This is a genomic window from Bartonella capreoli (assembly GCF_902813205.1).
Classification (GTDB): Bacteria; Pseudomonadota; Alphaproteobacteria; order Rhizobiales; family Rhizobiaceae; genus Bartonella; species Bartonella schoenbuchensis.
On sequence record NZ_CADDZX010000006.1, the window covers coordinates 1 to 21,573 of the forward strand.

The following is a 21,573-nucleotide window of genomic DNA, read 5'->3' on the forward strand; positions in this document are numbered from 1 at the left end:
ACACGACGCATAACCATAACCCACTATGCTCTTGAAACCTTTCAGATTAAAAGAGAAAAACTATTCTTTAAAAAAAAGAAAATCAAAACAAAATCATACCTGAACGTCTCAAACCCCTAAACAAAATTCCCCTGAAGGCATTCTATTCAAAACAAGAAAAAATAAACAAAACACTCACACACAATGCAAAAAAACATACATGAAAATTTCGCATACATAGAAAAGGCGTAGTTACCTAAACGCGTTTACAAAGCCTCATAATGACTTTCATACTGCCTTATACCCACATCAATCATTCATTCCTCAAATGTTATTAAACTGCACATTCAACTTTGCTGAAATGACTCAACTACACATACACTATGCAATTGCTTGACGTGCTTTTTCATTCTCTAAGACTTCTTCTATAATAGAAACTATAAGCTTCGGCGATCAATGGATACTATGGAGCATTAGCAATAACTCTTATATGCTTGTTAACAACTTCTATTTTAATGAAAACTCTCTTAAGGATACTTACCATCTCTCTACTATTGGCATACAAAAAAACACAAGCTACAATACTATGCTATTCCCTCTATCAAAAAGTAATAATGAACCATCGCATTAACAAACATCGCAAACGTAATGACACAAATCACTTCACAAACCACGCAATTGCTTGCTTGCACGCTCATATATCTTAAGTGTGCAGCATCTTGTATATAGCCGTTTGGAAACAAAAAGGCTCCTGTAATTTCTTAGAAATGACTATCTCTTATATCTCATCAGCATTCTTAATAGAAAATCCCATATCACAAATAAATCGAGCCTTATTCTGATCTCTAAGAAATAAAAGCATGTGAACTAAAACTACTATTACTAGCTATTCTAATGTTTTCTGAGGATCATCCGCTTGAAATAAGAGATTGCATTGATCCAATAAAAGAAATGCTATTTTGGAGGAATATCCTTCCTATTCGTAATTCCTTGCATGCTGTATTATTATAGCGCTCTTAGAAAACTTTTGCTGTACTAAAAGCTCAGCATAATTAGGTCAGTAGGCAAGAGACTACACTCTACAACCCAAACTTGAATCTGACAAACTTATTACCTATGGGGAGCTTCATACCTATCTGTTATTTGAATTAACCAATCCATAGGTAGAACGTTCAAGATATAATGTACTACTTTTCTCAGACAATCAGGCCACGTAAGTACACTGTAAACGAATGAGTCATCGGCAATGTTTTTTGGAATGATACCGATAGATAGCAAAAACAACTTTTTTGAAGATCATAGTTATCTTAGCTTATTCGGCAGCATCAAGACAGATAAGATATTAAGCATTATTAAAGCGTTCACTAAATGAAAAGGATTGATAAAGCTTACTTGCACTCTTGCGGTGTATCCTTGTTCATTACTGTTTTTTAGTAACTAAAAATCGCGTTAATTATTGAGCAGTGTTTGAACATTTTCAAACGCTTCTGATTCTCTTGAGGGGAGAGAGAAAATATGTTTTCTGATGATTTTTGTATACAATTTCAGCCCACTGAAACTAAAGAAGCGTATATCTACTTAAGATAGGCGCCGCGGTATTATTTTTTACAAACGAGATAGAGATTACACTTTACGTATAGTTTGGCTATAAGCTAAAATAAATTTTATCCTATAACAACAATCCAAAAAGAAAAAGCCCTTCTCAAGATTGAAGAAATAATTGCCAAATTTCTTCTCAAAAAAATCTATTTGCTTTAAGTATTTTAAAAATTATAGAATTCCCTTGCAACCCCATTGATCACAAAAAAAATAAGCGGATATCTTCAAATATAAATGGGTAAGTTTTATTAAAAACAGACAATCAAAGATTGATAAAAATTTCTCAATACATTTTTGCTAAACATGATATTAAAATTTTCAAAAACCTGTCTCTATTCGATTATAAACCAATTGTGTGAATGCATAAATCTGCCCTCCAACAAATGGAGCTGTCAGCGCTAAAACAAGAAAAATAATAATAATTTTTGGAATAAATGTTAGAGTCATTTCCTGCACTTGTGTTAACGCCTGAAATAACGCGATACAAATCCCTATAGACATAGCAGCAAGAACTGCTGGACCACTAGCAATTAAAATGGTCCATATAGCAGCCGTTACTATATCAATAGCATCAGCTTCATTCATACTTCAACCTCAGCCTCAACATAAGATTGATCATTACCTGAATCAGGTTTACTGCCCATTACCGTAATACCCGGACCAATAAGCACTTTTTCATTATTATCTAATGTCGCAACCATACCATCAGTATAGATATTTATGGATTCAACATATCCTTCAATTATCTTACCATCAGCATCCTCAAATTGAATATATTTTCCAACATATCCTTCTGCTCCATTAATGGAAGCATTTGAAAGTATCTGATCAAGTTTATCATTTGTTTTTATAGTTTGTTCAACAACTGAAAAGCTTGCTAATTGTGCTACAAATTCTGTTGAATCCATAGGATTGGTTGGATCTTGATTGTTCATCTGTGCTACCAACAATTTTATAAATGTATCGAAATCTGTGCCTTTCTTAGCTTCAATAACATCTTGTCTTCCACTATCTCTGCGCAGAAAATTTTCAAGACTACCACTACCAACCGCACCTAACGTCATATCACACCTCGCTAACCTGTTTAACTTCTCTTGTGTTTGCATTTGTTAAAGGTATTTTCCCCATAATTTGCGCTTCTCTTGGGAATAAACCACGAATAACTTTCAACACTTCAAAAATTTTATTTTGCTCGGTTAAATAGATACACTCTTTCAACCCTTCCAAAAGATCACTATCAGTAAAAGTTTGAAGCAATTTTTTTAACAATTCAACAAAAACTGCCAATGCCTGTTCAGCTTCTCCTGGGTTAATCAACATAAGTTGAGCAGAAAAATAAAGTTGTTTAAGTGGCGTATCAGTATCTTCCACTTGTAAAACATGCCCCTCTAAAAGAAAAGTCACATCATTGAGCAATTCAAAAGTCACTTTACGATCTACACGTAAAACTGCACCATTAATAAAAATTTTTTCATTCGGCTTTAATGTTAAATACATTGTTGCCTCCTCACTCACACTTTTCTAGATTAGCGGAAAGACCATCGCGGATAGATTCTGAAATCTCAACAAGAACATCAAAATCAGCAACTTTTCCCTCATCTAATTTCTGAATTTCCTTTAAAATAAAAAAACCAATCGAGATAAGAGATGCCTTTAATTCTGGTGGCAAAGCATTTTCTGCTTGTCCGAGATCTTCAATAAGAATGATCCAAAGCTTCCGAGCAAATTGAACTGCTTCATTAGCCTCATGTGAACCAGGGCCTTTTGCCTTTGCGTCCAAAAGAAGTTTAATGCAACGATCAAATAAAGACCGTTCACGCTCACGCGCGCTCATTGCATCATCTTCCATAACATCTTCATATCGCATTTGGTACATTAAATAACTGCACCTCTTATTTTAAATAATTAACAAGACTTAACTGGCTTATCCGCCCTGTCAAAGTATAAGAAAGATTTAACATCGCTTCTAACGCTTGAACTCTCTGAACAGCCTCTGTTGAATCAACACCAATCAAATCAATCTTTGCTTTCATGAGAAGATCTGTCTGAATCTCAATTCGTTGTGTAGCCGTTTTTACTCTCGCTTCAGCACTCCCTATTCTGGAAGCTATAGCAATAATTTCACTCGTAGAACTACTTGTAGACGTTTGATCAGTAGAAGTTCGCGCCTTTGAATATAGACTTTCTTGTGCATCTTTTGACAAACCAATATCGCCAAACTCTGCCACCAAAACCATACTTTTCATGGCATCGCGAAATCCTTTTTCATTAGCACTCGCTGCAACATTGACTGTCTCACCATTCGACAAAATACGCTTTTCAATAAAGCCATCTTGAGCATTTGAAAAAATTTGGGTGAAATTTTCTTCATCAAACAAGCTACTAAATGGCCCATCAATAAATTCTTCTATCTCTTCACTGGTAAGATCTTCCGGTTTTCTACCGCCCAGAAATTCATCAAATGTATCTCTTACAACCTTACTAGGCCCAGTTTCACCACCGATTGTATAAAAGTTCAACGGCTGTTCACTAGTATTAGTCCCACCAAATACATATTCACCATTATAATTGGTATTTAAAGCAGAAATAAATGCACTCAAAGAATCCTGTGCAACTGCTTGTATCACAGATGGCGTTGTATTTCCTGGATCACCCACAAGCATATTATTAAAAAGAGTCAATGCTCCTTGTGCAGCTGCTTCATCACCTGATGAAATCAAACTGTGTATTGCAGCTTGCATAGAAGACATTCTTAACATCGCCAATTTATTGGTATTACTAAAACCTTCAAGATAACTCATCTGGCTTTCAATATTTACCAAGCGTCCTGTTCTGCGGCCTAATGTAAGACCTGGGTCATACAGTTTTCCAGTAGTCGCTTCATAGCTTGTTTGCATTAATTCAGACTGCCCATTAGCAATTACATCACGCCGTGCATTACTTAAAACATATGTTGAAACTGATGGAACTCTCATTTCATACCTACCGAATTGCTATCATAAGATCGTCTAACATTTTACCAACCGTACTAATAATACGCGTGGTGGCTGCATATGTCTGTTCTAATTGTAACATTAACACCATTTCATCATCTGTATTTACACCCGTTCCGTTGGATAATGCTTCAGACGCATGTAAAAACATTGTACTGTGATATCTTGCGTCTTTATCCGCATCTGAACGTAATCCTTCAAGCCAACCAATTGAATTTTTACTAAAATCCATAATAGATTGTTCGGAAGACAAACCTGTATCTGCTCCAAATGGCCGCTTTTGATCAAAAGCATCCACTAACGATTGAAGATTCTCACTAAAATGTTCTGGTCCACCACCTTGCGTATTACTATCAAATACAGAATTAAGCCGTATTCTCCCTGACAACCCCTCAATAGGGCCAATAACACCATCTGGCTGATCATCATCTAAAAACAAGGAAGGAGGTCCTGGAAACATTTGCATTAAAGCATTTGCCATTTCATCCAACTGTTTTTGATACTGTGGTGCTATTTCATCACGTATCTTTAACAATCCACCAAGATTGCCACCACCATTGGGTTCAACAAAAGACGGGTGACCTAACGGCACGCCATCAACAAAAACTTGCTTTCCCGCAACACCAGCTGGCAAGGAGCCGCTCGATTGAAATGTTACCTCCCGTGGGGTCTTATCATACAAAGTACTGCCATCCATACCATAAATAGTCATACTTCCATCAGAATGATACACTGTATTGATGCCAATTTCTTGAGATAAAGCTTTTAAAACTGCATCTCTCTGATCCATATAGATGCTATCATCCCGCCCCGCATTCCTTTCTCGGACTACATACTGATCAAGCTCATGAAACTGTCGCAATAAATCATTAATATGATCAACAGAATCCTGAATGTCGCTATCTGCATCATTGCGTAGCTTTTCGATTTCACGATTGCCTTCATTTAAACTGTAAACCAAATCACGTGCACGATCAACAGCCGCATCTCCCGCAGAACGCTGTTGTGGATCATTCGCATAAGTTTGTAGTGCTTTTTGAAAATCGCCAAGCAATTGTGAAGGTGCGCGTGAAAACTCATCCACCCCATAAATGTTAGACAAACGATTAAGCCCGTTAGCGACACTACCAGCAACAGCAGCTTGACTCGATTTGACCAAATAATTATTCAACAAATGGACATCACCGTCACGACGAACCATAAGGTGAACAGCACCTCTCGGCCCTGATTCTATATATGAAGTTCGCCGGACATAGTTTGGGTCTTGAGCGCCAACTACATTTTGCGAAACAATACCCAATTGACCTGTAGTCGCCTTGAGAGAGTTTCGTGTTGTGTTAATTGTTGAGTTAAACCCCATAATTTGAAATCCTTTTAAATTTTACCTAAATTATCGTTTCAAATTAACAATAACATCCATTAATTCAGAGCCTGTTTGAAAAACTTTGGAGTTGGCCGTATAATTGCGTTGAGCTTCAATCATGTCTGTTAATTCATCGCTCATCTCAACGTTTGAATCTTCAAGACAACCTGAGAACAACAAACCAAATACACCATCTCCAGAACGTCCCATCATTTGGCTTCCTGTGCGACTATTAATTCCAAAAACAGAGCCACTTAAAACAGTCAAATTTTCTGGTGACGTCACAGTGGTCATACCCACGTACCCCACGACACGCATCTGGTGATTAGTATATCTTACCTCAATCTCACCATTGCGACCAAAAGTGAAACCGTCAAAAGCACCCGATTCCATACCATCTGCTTCAAGTTCAAAGGCAGATAAATTACCCACCTGAGTAACCAAGGAATCTTTTCCTACCCCACCTAAGTTTACAGCAACTTCAAAAGTACCATCTTCCCCATCATTTTCTGGAAGCGTTAATGTAAAATCGTCCACCGGATCTTTAAGATTACCATCTTTATCAAAAACTAAATCCGTAGTACCAACCTTCTCCCCTCCAACATAGGCATCAACTGTCCACTCATTATCATCAGTTTTACGCATATAAAAATCAACCTGGACCTTCTTACCCTGGCTGTCATAAGTGGTTACCGATTTTTTATGATTATAACTTTCAGGGGCATTAGGATCAATATCTCCCGGAGGATCTAAAACCACTGCACTGGCGTCAAAATTCACCTTAAAATCAATCTTTGTTGTGACCTCAGGACCAAATAAATCAGTCGGGCCACCTTTAATTTGAATTCTTTGTCCATCCTCATCTAAAAGATAATGACCAGTTAGATTACGAACATATCCATCCTTATCACGAGAAAAAGAACCTGCACGCGTTAAATATTCTATTCCGTTTTCATCTGCGACACGAAAAAAACCATTACCATCAATCATCACATCGCCCACCCGACCTGTTGCACGCACCGGACCACTAATTGAAATGTCATGACCAACATGGCTCCTCACCCCACCAGGAACATAGGCATAATCTCCAGAAGGTAGCACATAATTAGAAAATTGGACATCTGCACGTTTATATCCAATTGTATTAGCATTAGCGACATTTTCTGCCACACCAGAAAGGCGTGTCCCTTGAGCGTTCATACCTGAAACACCCGTACGCATCATTCCATAAATACTCATATCATCTCCTGTTAATGTTAGCCTATTACGTTATCATAAGCAGACTTTCTTGCGCGAAACTTTTGTTTAACATTTCTATCGAAATAAAATGACCTTAAAAAAAACACATTTTACAAATAATTTTATTTCTAGCGTAGGAGAGAGTGAAATTATAAGTGCTAACTACAGTGTATTTTAAGAAAAAGGCAGAAAAATAGAAAAAAGCAGAGGTTTTTAAAAACATTAATTTTTAACTACTAAACTGTAACCAAGAAATCGTTTTGAATCGATAAGGTCATAACCGATTTTTATTTTGAGTTTCTTGCGGAGTTTACTAATATGGCTTTCAATAACGTTTTCTTCGATAACGTCATCAAAGATACCATAGATAGCGTTAAAAATTTGTGTTTTGTTAACGCGCTTACCGTAGTTTATTGCAAGGTATTCAAGGATACGTCTTTCGCGCCGTGGAAGAGGAAAGTCTATACCATTGATGCGTGGATCACGTCCATCATTAAAGACGCTGATGGGGCCAATTTCTATTGCGGCGCTAACACTGCGAACATCACCTCCAGCGCGTCGGCGAATGGCAGCAATACGTGCGAGAATTTCGCGCACATGTATTGGTTTGCGTAAAACGTCATCAATGCCAGCTTGAAAAAGCTCTATTGTATGATCGAGAACGTTTGTTTCTGTCATAGCTAAAATAGGTGCTGAGCTGTATGCGCGGATTTCTTTTGGAAGTTTAATTTGATTTTCGCATTTTCCTAAAAGAATCGCTTCAATCGAACTTACTTCATGCTCTGGAGCTGTTGAAATCCATTCACTAAAATCTGAAGGAAGGAGACCTGTTGTAGCTACTCCTTCTCGAGCGAACAGCGTAGAATAGCCATCCGTTACTAATTTACGGTCATCTACTACAACTATCATGCGCTTCTCACTCACATAACTTAACTTAAAATTTATTTTCGGAAAGATCTAAATCTTAAAAAAACGTATAATTTAATCTTTAAAAACACAAGTTATTTTTCTAATTTATCTTATATAAATCAATGATTTACTATTTATAATTGCTTTGTTAATTTGTTTGTACAACTTATACTTGTTTAATACATATAAAATTGCTCAAAATGAAACAATGTGCCATTTTTTCTTCAAAAAATGATTCAATGTGCGTTTTTACAAAATGCTCGAGAATTAGGAGTCCATTGACCAAAACCACTTGCAATCATATTACGCATAACACGACATACGTAACGTTTTTGAGCTGGGTCATTATTGGGGCCAGCGTGGTAGCGTGCAACTGCCATAGTCCAGTTGCCTTCTTTTTGACGTAAACTTCGTAAAAAGCGCGCTGCGTAATCTACATTAACATGAGGTTGCAGCATTTCTGCCACAGAAGAAAAATGTTTACGATGATAAAAATAGTTGATTTGCATACAACCCACATCGATTAATTTAGCACCACGCTGTTGAGCAGTTTTAAAAATACGTAAAGCTTCCGCTTGCGTTTTAGCAAAAACAGTTTTGCCATCAATATTTAATGCATAAGGCTGAAGCGATTCTTTATGACCTGTTTCTGTTAAACCAATCGCATAAAGAATACCCAAAGGAATACCATAACGCTTAGAAGCACCAATCATTTCCGCTTCACACACATTTCCAGCAGCTATAGCACTGCTCAGTGTAACAAAGCTACACAACCAACCGATAAGGATCGTGTGGATGAACATTGTCAACGGAAATATCCAACAGCGATGAATCCACCAATAAAAATTGTTTGAAAAACTGCCTTGATTCATTTTGTTCATTCTGACCCTTATGACCAAAAGCCTGACGCTGACCATTGAAATTTTGTCCACTATCATTCTGCCCTGCCCCCTGATCCATCTGCGAAGACTGACCATGCTGGATAGTTTGAACACTTTTATCAATAATACTGACTAAGATGCGACTGTCATCATTAACAGGAACCTTTTCCAAAATGCGGACCAACATCTGTTGATTGTTAGCCAAAAGGCGCGCTGTTTCTTGACGTTGAATATGCAATTCAACATGAAGCCCTTGCGCACTCATACGCAATTTAGCATCAATCGTTCCAAGCTCAGCAGGTGTTAACTTCAAACGCAAAAGCTGCACATGGCCAACCTTTTTATTCAACGTAATGTCAACATCGCTTAACTTATTGATTAAAGCAGAATTTTCTTTTTCAAAAGTAAATTTATCACCTATTTCCAGACCCTCTAGAAGTTGAGATTTTTCAACCCCCACCTCCAAACGGGCCATTAATGGTTCACTATTTTGTGTAACACTGTGTATAAAATTTGGTACAAATTTCCGTGCAAGTGGATTTTTTTCAGCGGCTTTAACTTGGTTCTCTCCTTGGATTTCATTCTTAACCACATCTGTTTTTTGAATCTCTGTAATCTTTTGATCTTGCACATTACCCTTCATAGAAGATGGTGCGTTCTCATTTCTTTCAAATCTGTCTGATCTTTGCGCAATTTTTTCTTGTTTCACAAACTGCTGTACCAAGCATAAAGGGTAAGAAACATCTTGAAGAGAAACTCTCTTTTTATCTTTTAAACGCTTATCTTTTGCTTTTAAAGTTTTAGCATCATCCTGTTCTAAATCTTCTTTTAAAGCTTCTTCTTCTGCCTGAGAAAAATCTTCCTCAAAAACCTTTTCATCCGACAGCTTCGTACCTTGACTAACCAGCGCTTTAAACGCTTCACGCAACTGATTGTCTCCACCTTCTTTTGGTTGAACCAAAGTCTTATTAACTTTAGACACTGATGTAGAAAGAATATCACATAATTCATCAGTATTTATCATCATATCTATGTCCTCAATAATTTATCGACTTCATTTATTTTTTCTCGTGCTTGCTCGACAAGCTGATTTATTTCTGTTGATGTAGAAGATGGAGCATTTTGTTGTTCAACAGCTTCTTTCGACACAACTTCTTTTGACATTGTATCTAATTCTTTTTGACTTTGTGGTTGTGTAGAATTTTGTGTCTTAACTTCTTTTTGACCATCCACTAGAGAAGAAGTAACTCTTTGTGCCACAGCCTGCGCAGCAATAAATAACAAGCGATCTTTTTCTGATAAATCTTTGCCTGAAATATTCTGTAACAATTGTTCCGCCTCATGTGCTGTTACAGAACTAGCTAAACTAGCAGCATAATAAAGGCGGGCCGGTGTATCATTGACATTGAGTTCATGCGCCAATGTTAAAGCTTTTTGAGCACTCAATTGCGCCCTTTCCATACGCGCATTAATCAATGCAGTGCGACTAACATCCATATATGCCATCAATTGTACCATAAGCGGGGCATATGAAATCAATGCCTCTAACTGTTGATCATCTAATTTCTCATCAATGCGTGGTATAGCAATTCCAAACTCACGCCAAAAGTCCTTTGCATAAGGTGACTTCCCAAATCGACTTGCATAATTGCGCACTAATAAAGTAAAAAGATCCGTCTTACCAAGAATCGTAGCAACCTTAATCTCACGACGAATTGCACTTTCTTCAAATAAAGTTCCCGGAGCAAGAAGCCTTACTTGATCCAATTGTTTCATAGCTAGAACAGGATCTTTTATAATCGTATTACCAACTGTAGAAAGCACTATAGAAAAGAATAAAGCAGGTGGTATAGATTGAATATCTTCATCGGTTAAATTTGCAAAAGTTTTAAAAAAGACCTCTTGTTTATGAGACAAATAAGCCAAAACACCAGTCATTATATTTTCTGAAATCACCCCTTGGCCATAATTTTTTAAAATTACGCGTACAACCGAAGGGTTGCCACCATTAAAAAGATAAATCAATAATGCGTAAAGATTTTGCTCATCTTTCCAAATGCTAGGATTAAAATTTAAAAATTTTTCACCAATTTCTCTTAAAAGCTGCGGTTGTTTTTGCAACACTTCCTCTTGGCCTGATACAATTTGATCTTGTAAATTTTGTAAAGAACGAACAAGCTGCATTGGATGAGACAAAACAGCTTCTGACCCAACAGAAGACTCCTCAGATTTAAAAGAGGACACTGCCTGAACTACAAACATTTCCTCAGCTTTTTTATAAGAAGTTGATTCTTCTTTTTGGGAAGCCTCCCCTGCTCCTTGCGCAAAAATCCCTTGTGTAAATGTTATAAAAAACAAAAGACCAGCACCATATACCCTTTTTACAATCATGGTGTTTTTTCCTTTTGAGAAACTGATTCCATTTGTCTTGGATGTTTAGACAAGACCTTTTTTAAGGCAGGCATTTCCTGCGTAAGATCAACATTTGGATCCCGTACAAAAATGGATATACGTCGATTTTCAGAAGCATAAGGATCTTGTTTGTTTTTTAAATTCCGATCTGCATAACCCTCAACACGCAAAATGCGTTTTTCATCCAAACCACCACGCACTAACATATAATAAGCCATTTGTGCACGTGATGTTGAAAGTTGCCAATTATCACGAGCTGCACTACGGTAAGGGCGTGCATCAGTATGACCACTAACCACCACATCTCCTGGATACTTTGCAACAACTTTTGCTATACGATCAATAAATTTAACTGTTTGTGCCGCAGGCACAGATGAACCAACTTTAAACATTTCATACTCAAGCTGGTCCATCAACTCAATCATAACACCTTCTCTGACTGGGAATACACTAACGGATAAATGATTTTCATCAGTTATTTCTTTAATAAGATCTGTCACCTCTTTTGCAAAATCACGTGACTCCTGAGAAGGGACATCTTCCTGCACAAATTGTTGCTGTGCCTGACCTTCCTTCCATTCTATTCCTTGCGCATTCAACGTACTGTTATGAGATGCCACATTTTCATTCCAATAATGAGGTGAAAATGGATCCCGATAATCAGTTGCTAGTAAATTCTCTTTCGAATCACCCTTACTATTATCCATAAGAGTTTCATGCTTCCCATCATTATCAGGGAGACTTTGCACATTTTGCTGGGATTGAACAATTTTTTCCAACCCACCATAGGGATCACGCATTAATTCTGTTTCTTCCAAAGCAACCGGCTGAACACTTTCTGATTTGCTATCGCCTCCACATGTCTGACCAACAGGACAAATCTTGTCCTCTTCAATATCATTTTTTTTCTGAATGCTACGGCTACTTGTTTGAGAATCCGTAAGTTTGATTGGATTAAAATAATTTGCAATAGCTTCTCTAGTTTCTTCATCTTTTGCGTTAACAAGCCACATCACAAGAAAAAACGCCATCATTGCTGTCACAAAATCAGCATAAGCAATTTTCCAAGCACCCCCATGGTGCTCGTCATGATCGCCATGCCCCCCACGACGCACAATAATAATTTCAGAGTGAGACTGTTCACCTTCAGATTTCATTGAACCAACTCCTGCAAGTTTGCCAATAATGGAGTCAGTTGTGTAGCAGTAACCACGTTACCGCGACGTAAACGTATCTCTATACTGTTAGTTGATTGAAATTCAAATTTAGAAGCATCAAACCCCTCCTGTTTTTTGAGCTGTTCAAGCAGCTTTTCATTTCCCTCAAGAATTAAAGGCTGCTCTGCATCGGTAACTTGATCTACCATCTTTGTAGCAAATTGCTGAAGTGCCTGTTGTGTAATTTTCTCACCAATAAAGGCAGCAAGTACCTGCGCAATATCTTTAGCAACCCCTTGACGCAAATCAGCAAACCCTTCCATTAATTGGCTGTGCATCTGAGCACCCAGGGTTTCAACCACACCTTGCTTAGCCGCTTCAATAGCTTTGGCATGCTCTTCTTCCATTTGCTGTTTTTCAGCCGCAAATTGTTTTTGCAACTTTTCTGCCGTTTCTTGTTCAACCTGATCAAAAGTTTTTTGTTCGATAATTTTAAAATCAACAGCATTTTCAGAAGCAACATGGAGAGGCAATATTTCTTCCATATCTTCTTTTAAAAAATCAGTACCGGATAACAAAAATTCCTCATATTTCTCGTTATCATGCGCCTGCTTACTTTCACCACTAAAAAGTAAAACCTCTGTGTCTTTATCGACAGATGAAAAATCACTCAGAAAAGAAGCAAGTGTATCACTTGCTTCTTTTTTAAGTTCTTCACCTATCTTTTCCATTCCCTTGATCGCTTCCATTCAACATCTCACTTTGGCAAATCTATGCGGGTTGTACAGTTGCATTGGCGTCATTAACCCATTCGCGTAAAACCTCAGCAAAGCGTTGTTCATCTATTGCTATCATTTGTTCAAGACGATTTTGGGGAGCTACGCGCATACGACTGCGTAAGTTATTAAGCGTATCATCTTTTGCACCTGCAATGCCACCAAATTCTCCATTAGTGTTAGATTGATTTTCCAAAGCAAGTACATCTTTAAGACCTGCCAAAGCATTTTCTTCATTATCAAGAGTCTTTTGTCCCTCACGCATTTCACGCATCAAGGGGCGCACACCTAGGAACAAAATCAACAAGACAGCAATAACCAAAGCCAATCCGTTAACGAAACTGGATAAATAAGGTGATAATGATTTCCAAATAGGCGTTTGTATAGGTGTTAGATCTTTATCAGAATAGCCAATGAAATCAACTGCTGTAACATTGATAATATCACCACGTTTTGGATCAAGTCCTGCAGCTGTTGCCACCATCTGCTGAATACGATTAATTTCATCATTAATGAAACTTTCAGAATCCCCATTGTTACCTTTTGCAAGAACCAAACGTGCACGATCCACCACAATAGCAACAGCCAGTTTTTTCACGCTATAACCATCCTTAACAGTGGAAATAATCTTAGAATTAATTTCATAATTAGTCGTTTCTTCACGACGGTCTTTTTTATCAGTTGAACGTTCTCCACCACCATTAGCAATTTCCTCTTGTGGTATATTTTGCTCCACCCCAACAGCATCATTATTGCGGCTATTTTGACTATCCGCCTGATCACGCACAGAGCGCACAGAACGTACAACCTGCGATTCCGGATCAAAAACAGTTTCATTGATCTGTTGACGATCTGTATCCAAATCAACTTGCACACTCGTTTGGAAGTGATCAAGGCCAAGATAAGGTACTAATTGCTTACGAATATTAGCATCAATTTGCGATGCAACTTGTTGTTCAAGCAAAGCCATCCGAATAGAAGCTCCATTCGCCGCATCAACCCCAGAAGCCAATAACTGCCCCCGTGTATCCATAACCGTCACAGAACTTGCTTCAAGCGAAGGAACCGCCGCAGATACCAACTGGCGAATAGATTGAGCAGATTCGACTGAAAAACTACCATCTGTACGAATCATAACAGAAGCTGTAGGCTTCTGATTAGCCTTACGGAATGACCCTTTGTCTGGTAAAACAATATGAACACGTGCAGCCTTTACACCTTGCACAACTTGAATTGTGCGCGCAATTTCACCTTCTAAAGCACGTTGGCGGGTAATTTCCTGCATAAAAGATGTTAATCCCAATGACCCCATATTATCAAACAATTCATACCCTGCATTATTTGATGTAGGAAGCCCTTTTTCTGCAAGAAACATCCGAGCCTTTTCCGCCTGCCCCACAGGAACTTGAATAGAACTTCCATCGGAAGAAACATCAAAAGCAATTCCCGTTTCGCTCAAAGCCACCCCCATACGATTCACATCATCACGAGAAAGACCAATATAAAGCGTCTCATAAGAAGGACGTGTTAAATAAAAACTGGAAAATAAAATCGTTCCAAACAACGTGATTCCAACCAGACCAAGCGCAACAAGACGCTTTACCCCTAATTTCTGAAGAGCCTGGCCGGAAGAAAAAAGAAAAGCCAAAAGTTTATCAAGCATATAGTTGCACCATTTTTATTGAGAAAAAACCCATTTCGAGCCAAATAAAGACAACTTTTCTATAGCTGCTTATCTACTCTCTTTCCTTAAAGCCATAAAAAATAAAACTTGCGCGAAAATGACGCTCACTTTCAACAAAAAAATCTCATAATACCCATTGACTATTATCTTAAAGCATTATGTAGATAACAATATCGTCTTTTAATAAAAGAAAGCAGTAAAAAAATTAACTTTTAAACTATATCTATGCTTATAATATAATTATATATAAATACAATCTGTATTTTATAAATAAACAATATGTGTTTTATTGTAATTTATCTTTAAATATGTAAAACTATTTTTTCTTTACAGATAAATTATAATAAAATATTTATTGCTCTAAATAATCCATTTGTATCCTTCTTATAAGCGGGGAGGGATGAATATGGGGTTTGTAAGTAAGGAAAGTATCATGCATAAAAAGTCCCTCTTATTATCCACAGCAGCGGCTATTGTATTGTTTGGCGCTCATTTTAATGTACATGCAGAGGAAACTCTTAGTGTTACTGGTGAGCAAGATCCACAAGTAGTTTCTGGTAAAGAATATAAAGCTGCAGGTAAGGGAAAAAGCGCTGTTAGTGCAACAAGTGGTGGTAAAATCGACGGTACCAATTTAACGCTGACTGGTAAGGAAAAACAAGAAGGAACTGGTGCATATGCTAGTGGCTCTGGAAGTGTGATTGAGTTGAAGGGCGAAACATTCATTGATCAAGTTGCGACTGGTCTTAAGGCAGAAAAAGATGCTCAATTTATGATGACTGGCGGTATTATTAACGTAACTGATGTAGCAGTATCTGCTGCAAACAAGGGTGTTGTTACATTAAGTGACGTTCTCATCGCATCTGAAAAACAAGGGTTAGTGGCGACGGATGGATCGCACATCACAATGGATGGTGGCTTTATTGATGCAGGTAAATTTGATAACCCTTTCGGTGATATAAATGTAAGAGGTAACGACACTGCTATAGCAGTAAATGCTAAAGGTAAAAGTGTTGTCATCTTAAATGATGTTGAAAGAATCGTATCTGAGAGCGTTGGATTGTCTGCAGAAGAAGAGGCAACGATCACAATGACTGGAGGTATTATTAGCGTAGCTAAAACAGCCGTAAAGAGTGATAATAAAAGTACAATTAACTTAAATAACGTAGCAATTGAGTCTGAGGATAAAGGGCTATCTGCAGGTAACGAAGCCCAAATTATAATGAATGGAGGCTCTATTGAGGTAGCAGGCAAAACAGCAAAAGCAATAGAAGCTGTGGAGAAAGGTGTTGTTGAACTTAACAATGTTGAAGTCACATCTGAAAATGTCGGATTAGTCGCAGAAAAACAAAAAGCCCAAATCACGATGGTGGGAGGAAAAGTTAGCGGAAAGAACGCAGTTTATGCAAAAGATGGAGGGCAAATTGCTCTTACAAACGTTGCAGTTACATCCAATCAAGGTAATAGTTTGTTTGCAGAAGGTGAAAATACAAAAGTTACAATGAATGGTGGTTCTGTTACTGCAATTGCAGGAAATGATCCTCACACACAAGAAGATGGTATTGCCTTTTATGTAAAAGAGGGAGGACAAATTGATGTTGCCGCTGTTTCTGCAACAGCGGATAAAATCGGTTTAGATTTATCTAACGAAAAAAGTAAAGGTAATAAAGTCAATTTCACCAATACAAAACTTATTGTTAAGAATGGTACTGGTATTTATCTTGCTAACTTTTCTATCGATAATGAAGAGGATCCTCAAGAACGGGACCAAGTTTTTACATCATCTGAAGAGTTTGATAATAATATCACGCTTAAAAATTCTGAAATTCGTGCTGATGTTTTACTGCAAACCACAGATAAGGCTACAGCTACTTTAACCGCAGATCGCTCTACCTTAGAAGGTGGCACGAGGGTTGGGGAAACAAATAATGTGATCTTTAATCTTAACAATGGTTCTCAATGGATTTTAAAAGCTAGTAAAAAAGAAACAGCTGGCGATCAGCTAGCTCCTATCGCTGATAGATCCCGCTCTGAGATTTCTGTGCTTAATCTTAATGATAGTTCTGTTGTTTTTGGTGGGCCAACAGAGAATCATTATCAGACATTACAAGTAGGATCAGGAACACATGATACTGAAGCAGTCTATAATGCGAAAGGTAATGCTAAACTCTACCTAAATGCGGAATGGAGTGATGGTAAGGAGATAAAAGCGCAAAAAGCTGATCATCTGCTCATTAAAGGTGATGTATCAGGATCAACAGCAGTATATGTTAACGCTCAAGGAAATGCTACAGAAGCAATTGGTTTTGTCCCCTGGAATAAACGTGGGATTTCTCTGATCCAAGTCTCTGGAAAAGCAGAAGAAAACTCTTTCAAATTAGCGAATGGTTATACTACAATTAGTGGTTCACCTTACAAATATATACTAAATGCCTATGGATCAAAATCGAACAATGATTTGGCTAGTGCTGACCAAATGTTGTTTGAGAAAGATCCCGTTGAAGATGATACATCTGATGAAAATAATCGAAATGCTCGTGTTGATGAGAGTGTTGTAGATAATAAAAGTAATGATTTCTGGGACTTCCGTCTACAAAATCAATACCTTGCCAACTCAAAGGTAAAAGCTCTTGTGCCACAAATGGCAAGCTATTTAGTGATGCCAAGTGCTTTATTTTCCACTGGTTTCACTGATATCGAAAATCAAAATGCTCTTTTAACTGATATTCGAACAGCGATGCCATGGGACATGAAAAACGGTAAGCGGAATCCTTTCTTCCTGTCTTCCTATGGAAGTAAAACAACTTTATCGTCTAACCGCACTGGTCTCGAATATGGCTATGGAGCTAATATCGGCTATGCTGCAATACAAACAGGTGTTGCGTTAGCTGCATTGGAAGGGCAAAACACTTCTTCATATTTTGGGCTTTTAGGCACTTATGGAAAACTGTCCTTCACGCCACAAAATATGGCAGATGTTGATAAAACTGCACTCGAAAAATGGGGTATTACAGCTTATAGTAGTGTGCAGCATAATGGTGGGGTGTACCTCAATGCACTCTTATCCTATGGTTTCTTGAAAGGAAATATCTTCAATGCTGTTATTGGTCGTACTGCAAAGTTAGACGATGCGAATACATGGAGTGTGTTTGCTACTTTGGGTAAAAAACTGGTAACCAGTGTTGAAGGATTGATCTTTGAACCACAGGTGCAGATTGCTTATCAACAATTGTTGTTGGGCAGCATTCAAGATGCCGATAACTTTAAGGTAGATATGGGTAATCCTCATCAGTGGGCCGTTCGTATGGGTGGACGTTTAACTAAAAATGTTAACCGTGTTGAAGATGGTCATCTTTTCTCCTTCTATGGTAAACTGAACCTTATCAGTACTTTTGGTGATGAAGGAACAATACGCGTTGGTGATAGCTTCCATCTTGATCCCATGGGATCAGCAATTGAGGGAGGAATAGGTGTCAATGCGCAACTATTCCAGAATATCGCATTCCATGGGGATATTAGCTATCAGCAAAAACTTCAAAAAGCTGGTATATCTGGAGCAACTCTCTCAGGAGGATTGAAGTATCGTTTTTAAAACAGTGATAATATTCACTTTGATTAAAAAGGCAGCACAATGTGCTGCCTTTTTAATATGTTGAAATCTTTTTATCTCATCACACAAAAATTGATCATCAAAAGGAAACTTCTTTTTTATTTTGTGGGAAGAAATTAATACACGACGCTGTTATGATTAACGGTTGAAAGTGACTAACATCAACAGTTGTAATATTTCCTTTCATGGTGAATAGTGAACTGAACATTACCAAAATTTCTGACAATATGATAACAATATAAACCGGTAATAGCTTCTTCCTTTGATCTTATAGAAATTATATTGAAAAGGAAAAATTTATATGCAGAGAGTCCAAAATATCACACTCCCTAGAAATATTAATTATCAGAAAAAACTTCAAAAGCCGGGTTATCCGGAAATTTTTTCAGGAGCATTGTACTATCATTTTTAAAAAATGTTCCTATCTTTGAAATAATAAAATATATATCGTTTTTTATTCTTTACATAAAATACAGAATAAGTTAAACGCTTCTAATAAAAGGAGATGGGTAAATACTTAAGGGTATATAGATGCGTAAAAATGCCTTTTATTATGCACTGAGTGGGGTTTTATTTTATTCTTATTATAGCATGAGCTATGCGCATAGTGATACGAGAGGGGGAATTTCAGCAAATACCAATAGTCAGCCAATAGTGCTGAATAATGTTAATATTTATGACAAAGAAATTGCAATAGATGCTGATCACTATCCTTTAACAATCATAATAAACGGAGGAAGTGTTTCAGGTTTTTATGCTCTTAGTGCAACAAATGGTGGAAGTATTAGTGCCACAGGCATTCATGCAAAAGCAGGGCACGCTGGTTTGTTAGCCTCAGATGGTAGAATTAGCCTTAAAAATTCAATCATAACTATCAATCGGGGATTCGGTATTGTTTTTCAACCGCAAACAATATCTCACGGAAGATATAATACCAATGTAGTAACATTTCTTAATACAAAGTTGTTTGTTAAAAGTGGTATAGGTATTCTAGGACCTTTTGCAAACGGTGCAATAATTCTCCAAAATTCAGAAATCAGTGCTGATGTTTTAGTGAAAAATAAAGCGCATCCAGGAAACAATAATGCTACTCTTATGCTAACCGCAAATCACTCTACCTTAGAAGGTGGTACAAGATTTGCACAACAAGAAGCTGCAGATGTAATACAATATCGTAATAACCAATCTGCAATCCCTCCGACAAATCCACAACGAAAAATAATTTTTAATCTTAACAACGGTTCCAAATGGACCTTAAGGGCCAGTAAAACAGAAACAGGTGCGCAAGATAATCTGCTTGGTCCTCTTCGAAAAAACTTGATTCTTGATATTGCTCAAAGATCCCGTTCTGATATTTCTATACTTAATCTCAACGATAGTACTGTTGCTTTTGAAAGCCCGACAGAAGGTCATTATCAAACATTGTACATAGGAACAGGAACAGATGGTCGTGAAGCAGTTTACAATGCAAAAGGTCATGTAAATCTCCACTTAAATGCTCAGTGGAGTGATGATAAGAGAGCAGATCAACAAAAAATTGATCGCCTTCTTATTTTGGGTAATGTAACAGGATCAACAACAGTTCATACCAATGTTCATGGAGACCCTACAGACGTAACTGTAATTCGTCCTTGGAATGAACGTGGGATTTCTCTAATCCAAGTTTTTGGAAATGCAAAAGAAAATTCCTTTGAATTAGCAAATGGCTATACCACCATTCACGATTTGCCTTACAAATATGTGTTAAATGCTTATGGACCAAAATCAAGCTACGGTTTAGCTGATATCAACCAAAAATTGTTTAACGTAAATCCACATAATAATGTTTTTTGGGATTTCCGTCTGCAAAATCAATACCTCGATTCCAGTGCAAAGATAAGAGCTCTTGTGCCGCAAATGGCAAACTACTTAGTGATGCCAAATGCTTTATTTGCTGCAGGTTTCACTGATATTGAAAATCAAAATACTCTCTTAACTAACATTCGAACAATGCCATGGGAAATGAAAAGCAATAAAAAGAGCTCTTTCTTCTTATCTTCTTATGGAAACAAAGTGACTTTATCGTCTAACCGCACTGCCCTTGAATACGGTTATGGTGCTGATATTGGCTATGCTGCTTTACAAACAGGTGTTGCATTGGTTGCATTGGAAGGGCAAAACACTTCTTCATACTTTGGGCTTTTAGGCACTTATGGAAAACTGTCCTTCACGCCACAAAATATGGCAGATGTTAAGAAGACTACACTCAATAAATGGGCCCTCACAGCTTATAGCAGTATACAGCATAATGGTGGAGTGTACATTAATATGCTTTTGTCTTATGGTTTTTTGAGAGGAAATATCTCTAATGCCATTATTGGTCAAACTGCAAGAGTGGATAATGCAAAAACATGGAGTGCGTCTGCTACCTTGGGGAAACAGCTAGAAACCAGCGTTAAAGACTTGGTATTCGAGCCACAGACACAGATTGCTTATCAGCAGTTGATATTTCGTACCATTCAAGACGCTGATAAATTTAAAGTGGATATAGGCAGTCCTTATCAATGGTCAGTGCGTATGGGTGGGCGTTTGGTTAAAAATGTTAATAAGTTTGAAGATGGTCGTACCCTTTCTTTCTATGGTAAACTTAATCTTACCAGTGTTTTTGGTAATGGAGGGACAATACAAGCTGGCAAGAAAAACTTTCAATTTGATTCTATAGGATCTGCAATTGAAGGGGGGGTAGGTTTTAATGCACAGTTTGTTCAAAACGTTACATTCCATGGAAATATTAGCTATCAGCAAAAACTTCAAAAAGCTGGCTTATCTGGAGCTATTTTCTCAGGAACATTGCGTTATCGCTTTTAAAAAGAGTTTACATATCGTTAAGTTATAAAATATATATTTCGTTAAGTTATAAAATATATATTGTGTTTTATACTTTACATAAAACACAGAATAAGTTAAATGATTCGTTAGAGATCTTAGAAGG

General features: G+C 37.4%; 16 protein-coding genes. 2 read left to right on the top strand and 14 right to left on the bottom strand.

The features are described from left to right. Nucleotides 1–1,896 precede the first annotated feature (1,896 nt). From fliQ to fliF, 14 genes are all read right to left on the bottom strand, one after another. Complete coding sequence (fliQ, locus tag J7R05_RS05690; RefSeq protein ID WP_208541559.1) at nucleotides 1,897–2,163, bottom strand: flagellar biosynthesis protein FliQ; 267 nt, start codon at nucleotides 2,161–2,163, stop codon at nucleotides 1,897–1,899. Further along, nucleotides 2,160–2,642, bottom strand: a complete 483-nt coding sequence (gene flgD / locus J7R05_RS05695; protein WP_208541560.1) for a flagellar hook assembly protein FlgD — start codon at nucleotides 2,640–2,642, stop codon at nucleotides 2,160–2,162. The genes fliQ and flgD overlap by 4 nt, the downstream gene beginning before the upstream one ends. 1 nt (nucleotide 2,643) lies before the next feature. Then, nucleotides 2,644–3,075 carry a flagellar biosynthesis repressor FlbT gene (flbT, locus tag J7R05_RS05700; protein WP_208541561.1) on the bottom strand — a complete coding sequence of 144 codons (432 nt, stop codon included), beginning with the start codon at nucleotides 3,073–3,075 and terminating at the stop codon, nucleotides 2,644–2,646. Between the two features lie 10 nt (nucleotides 3,076–3,085). Beyond that, nucleotides 3,086–3,454, bottom strand: a complete 369-nt coding sequence (gene flaF / locus J7R05_RS05705) for a flagellar biosynthesis regulator FlaF (RefSeq protein WP_208541562.1) — start codon at nucleotides 3,452–3,454, stop codon at nucleotides 3,086–3,088. A gap of 16 nt (nucleotides 3,455–3,470) precedes the next feature. Further along, a complete protein-coding gene (locus J7R05_RS05710) occupies nucleotides 3,471–4,553 on the bottom strand; it encodes a flagellar hook-associated family protein (protein ID WP_208541563.1) in 1,083 nt (360 codons plus the stop codon). Nucleotides 4,554–4,560: 7 nt separating this feature from the next. Further along, nucleotides 4,561–5,931 carry a flagellar hook-associated protein FlgK gene (gene flgK, locus J7R05_RS05715; RefSeq protein WP_208541564.1) on the bottom strand — a complete coding sequence of 457 codons (1,371 nt, stop codon included), beginning with the start codon at nucleotides 5,929–5,931 and terminating at the stop codon, nucleotides 4,561–4,563. 30 nt (nucleotides 5,932–5,961) lie between these two features. Then, on the bottom strand, nucleotides 5,962–7,173 hold the full coding sequence (locus J7R05_RS05720; protein ID WP_208541565.1) for a flagellar hook protein FlgE: 1,212 nt from the start codon (nucleotides 7,171–7,173) through the stop codon (nucleotides 5,962–5,964). 222 nt (nucleotides 7,174–7,395) lie between these two features. Then, nucleotides 7,396–8,082 (bottom strand): response regulator transcription factor, encoded by a 687-nt coding sequence (locus J7R05_RS05725; protein ID WP_208541566.1) that lies wholly within the window; start codon nucleotides 8,080–8,082, stop codon nucleotides 7,396–7,398. A gap of 236 nt (nucleotides 8,083–8,318) precedes the next feature. Next, nucleotides 8,319–8,885 (bottom strand): lytic transglycosylase domain-containing protein, encoded by a 567-nt coding sequence (locus J7R05_RS05730; protein ID WP_208541567.1) that lies wholly within the window; start codon nucleotides 8,883–8,885, stop codon nucleotides 8,319–8,321. Beyond that, entirely contained in the window at nucleotides 8,848–9,990 is a 1,143-nt protein-coding gene (locus J7R05_RS05735; RefSeq protein WP_208541568.1) for a flagellar hook-length control protein FliK, read from the bottom strand. The genes J7R05_RS05730 and J7R05_RS05735 overlap by 38 nt, the downstream gene beginning before the upstream one ends. Nucleotides 9,991–9,992: 2 nt before the next feature. Then, nucleotides 9,993–11,354 (bottom strand): chemotaxis protein, encoded by a 1,362-nt coding sequence (locus J7R05_RS05740; RefSeq protein WP_246468232.1) that lies wholly within the window; start codon nucleotides 11,352–11,354, stop codon nucleotides 9,993–9,995. Further along, nucleotides 11,351–12,532: a flagellar motor protein MotB gene (locus tag J7R05_RS05745; RefSeq protein WP_208541569.1), complete on the bottom strand. Its 1,182-nt coding sequence runs from the start codon at nucleotides 12,530–12,532 to the stop codon at nucleotides 11,351–11,353. Before J7R05_RS05745 ends, J7R05_RS05740 begins: the two co-directional genes overlap by 4 nt. Continuing rightward, complete coding sequence (locus J7R05_RS05750) at nucleotides 12,529–13,281, bottom strand: hypothetical protein (protein WP_208541570.1); 753 nt, start codon at nucleotides 13,279–13,281, stop codon at nucleotides 12,529–12,531. The genes J7R05_RS05745 and J7R05_RS05750 overlap by 4 nt, the downstream gene beginning before the upstream one ends. Before the next feature lie 22 nt (nucleotides 13,282–13,303). Next, nucleotides 13,304–14,971, bottom strand: coding sequence for a flagellar basal-body MS-ring/collar protein FliF (gene fliF, locus J7R05_RS05755; protein WP_208541571.1), 1,668 nt, complete (start codon nucleotides 14,969–14,971; stop codon nucleotides 13,304–13,306). 454 nt (nucleotides 14,972–15,425) lie between these two features. Here fliF and J7R05_RS05760 point away from each other — a divergent pair, with 454 nt between their 5' ends. Together J7R05_RS05760 and J7R05_RS05765 are read left to right on the top strand one after the other, a co-directional pair. After that, on the top strand, nucleotides 15,426–18,584 hold the full coding sequence (locus J7R05_RS05760) for an autotransporter outer membrane beta-barrel domain-containing protein (RefSeq protein ID WP_208541572.1): 3,159 nt from the start codon (nucleotides 15,426–15,428) through the stop codon (nucleotides 18,582–18,584). A 549-nt stretch (nucleotides 18,585–19,133) separates the two neighbouring features. After that, the gene (locus J7R05_RS05765) at nucleotides 19,134–21,449 is read left to right on the top strand and encodes an autotransporter outer membrane beta-barrel domain-containing protein (RefSeq protein WP_208541573.1); all 2,316 of its coding nucleotides are present in this window, start codon (nucleotides 19,134–19,136) and stop codon (nucleotides 21,447–21,449) included. The last annotated feature ends 124 nt before the right edge of the window (nucleotides 21,450–21,573 follow it).

Excerpts from the sequence above, each read along its gene's own strand:
- J7R05_RS05710 (WP_208541563.1), bottom strand. The coding sequence starts at position 4,553 with ATGAGAGTTCCATCAGTTTCAACATATGTTTTAAGTAATGCACGGCGT.
- J7R05_RS05750 (WP_208541570.1), bottom strand. The coding sequence starts at position 13,281 with ATGGAAGCGATCAAGGGAATGGAAAAGATAGGTGAAGAACTTAAAAAA.
- J7R05_RS05760 (WP_208541572.1), top strand. The coding sequence starts at position 15,426 with ATGCATAAAAAGTCCCTCTTATTATCCACAGCAGCGGCTATTGTATTG.
- J7R05_RS05735 (WP_208541568.1), bottom strand. The coding sequence starts at position 9,990 with ATGATGATAAATACTGATGAATTATGTGATATTCTTTCTACATCAGTG.
- flaF (WP_208541562.1), bottom strand. The coding sequence starts at position 3,454 with ATGTACCAAATGCGATATGAAGATGTTATGGAAGATGATGCAATGAGC.
- fliQ (WP_208541559.1), bottom strand. The coding sequence starts at position 2,163 with ATGAATGAAGCTGATGCTATTGATATAGTAACGGCTGCTATATGGACC.
- J7R05_RS05745 (WP_208541569.1), bottom strand. The coding sequence starts at position 12,532 with ATGAAATCTGAAGGTGAACAGTCTCACTCTGAAATTATTATTGTGCGT.
- J7R05_RS05720 (WP_208541565.1), bottom strand. The coding sequence starts at position 7,173 with ATGAGTATTTATGGAATGATGCGTACGGGTGTTTCAGGTATGAACGCT.
- J7R05_RS05740 (WP_246468232.1), bottom strand. The coding sequence starts at position 11,354 with ATGATTGTAAAAAGGGTATATGGTGCTGGTCTTTTGTTTTTTATAACA.
- flgD (WP_208541560.1), bottom strand. The coding sequence starts at position 2,642 with ATGACGTTAGGTGCGGTTGGTAGTGGTAGTCTTGAAAATTTTCTGCGC.
- J7R05_RS05730 (WP_208541567.1), bottom strand. The coding sequence starts at position 8,885 with ATGTTCATCCACACGATCCTTATCGGTTGGTTGTGTAGCTTTGTTACA.
- fliF (WP_208541571.1), bottom strand. The coding sequence starts at position 14,971 with ATGCTTGATAAACTTTTGGCTTTTCTTTTTTCTTCCGGCCAGGCTCTT.
- J7R05_RS05765 (WP_208541573.1), top strand. The coding sequence starts at position 19,134 with ATGCGTAAAAATGCCTTTTATTATGCACTGAGTGGGGTTTTATTTTAT.
- flbT (WP_208541561.1), bottom strand. The coding sequence starts at position 3,075 with ATGTATTTAACATTAAAGCCGAATGAAAAAATTTTTATTAATGGTGCA.
- J7R05_RS05725 (WP_208541566.1), bottom strand. The coding sequence starts at position 8,082 with ATGATAGTTGTAGTAGATGACCGTAAATTAGTAACGGATGGCTATTCT.
- flgK (WP_208541564.1), bottom strand. The coding sequence starts at position 5,931 with ATGGGGTTTAACTCAACAATTAACACAACACGAAACTCTCTCAAGGCG.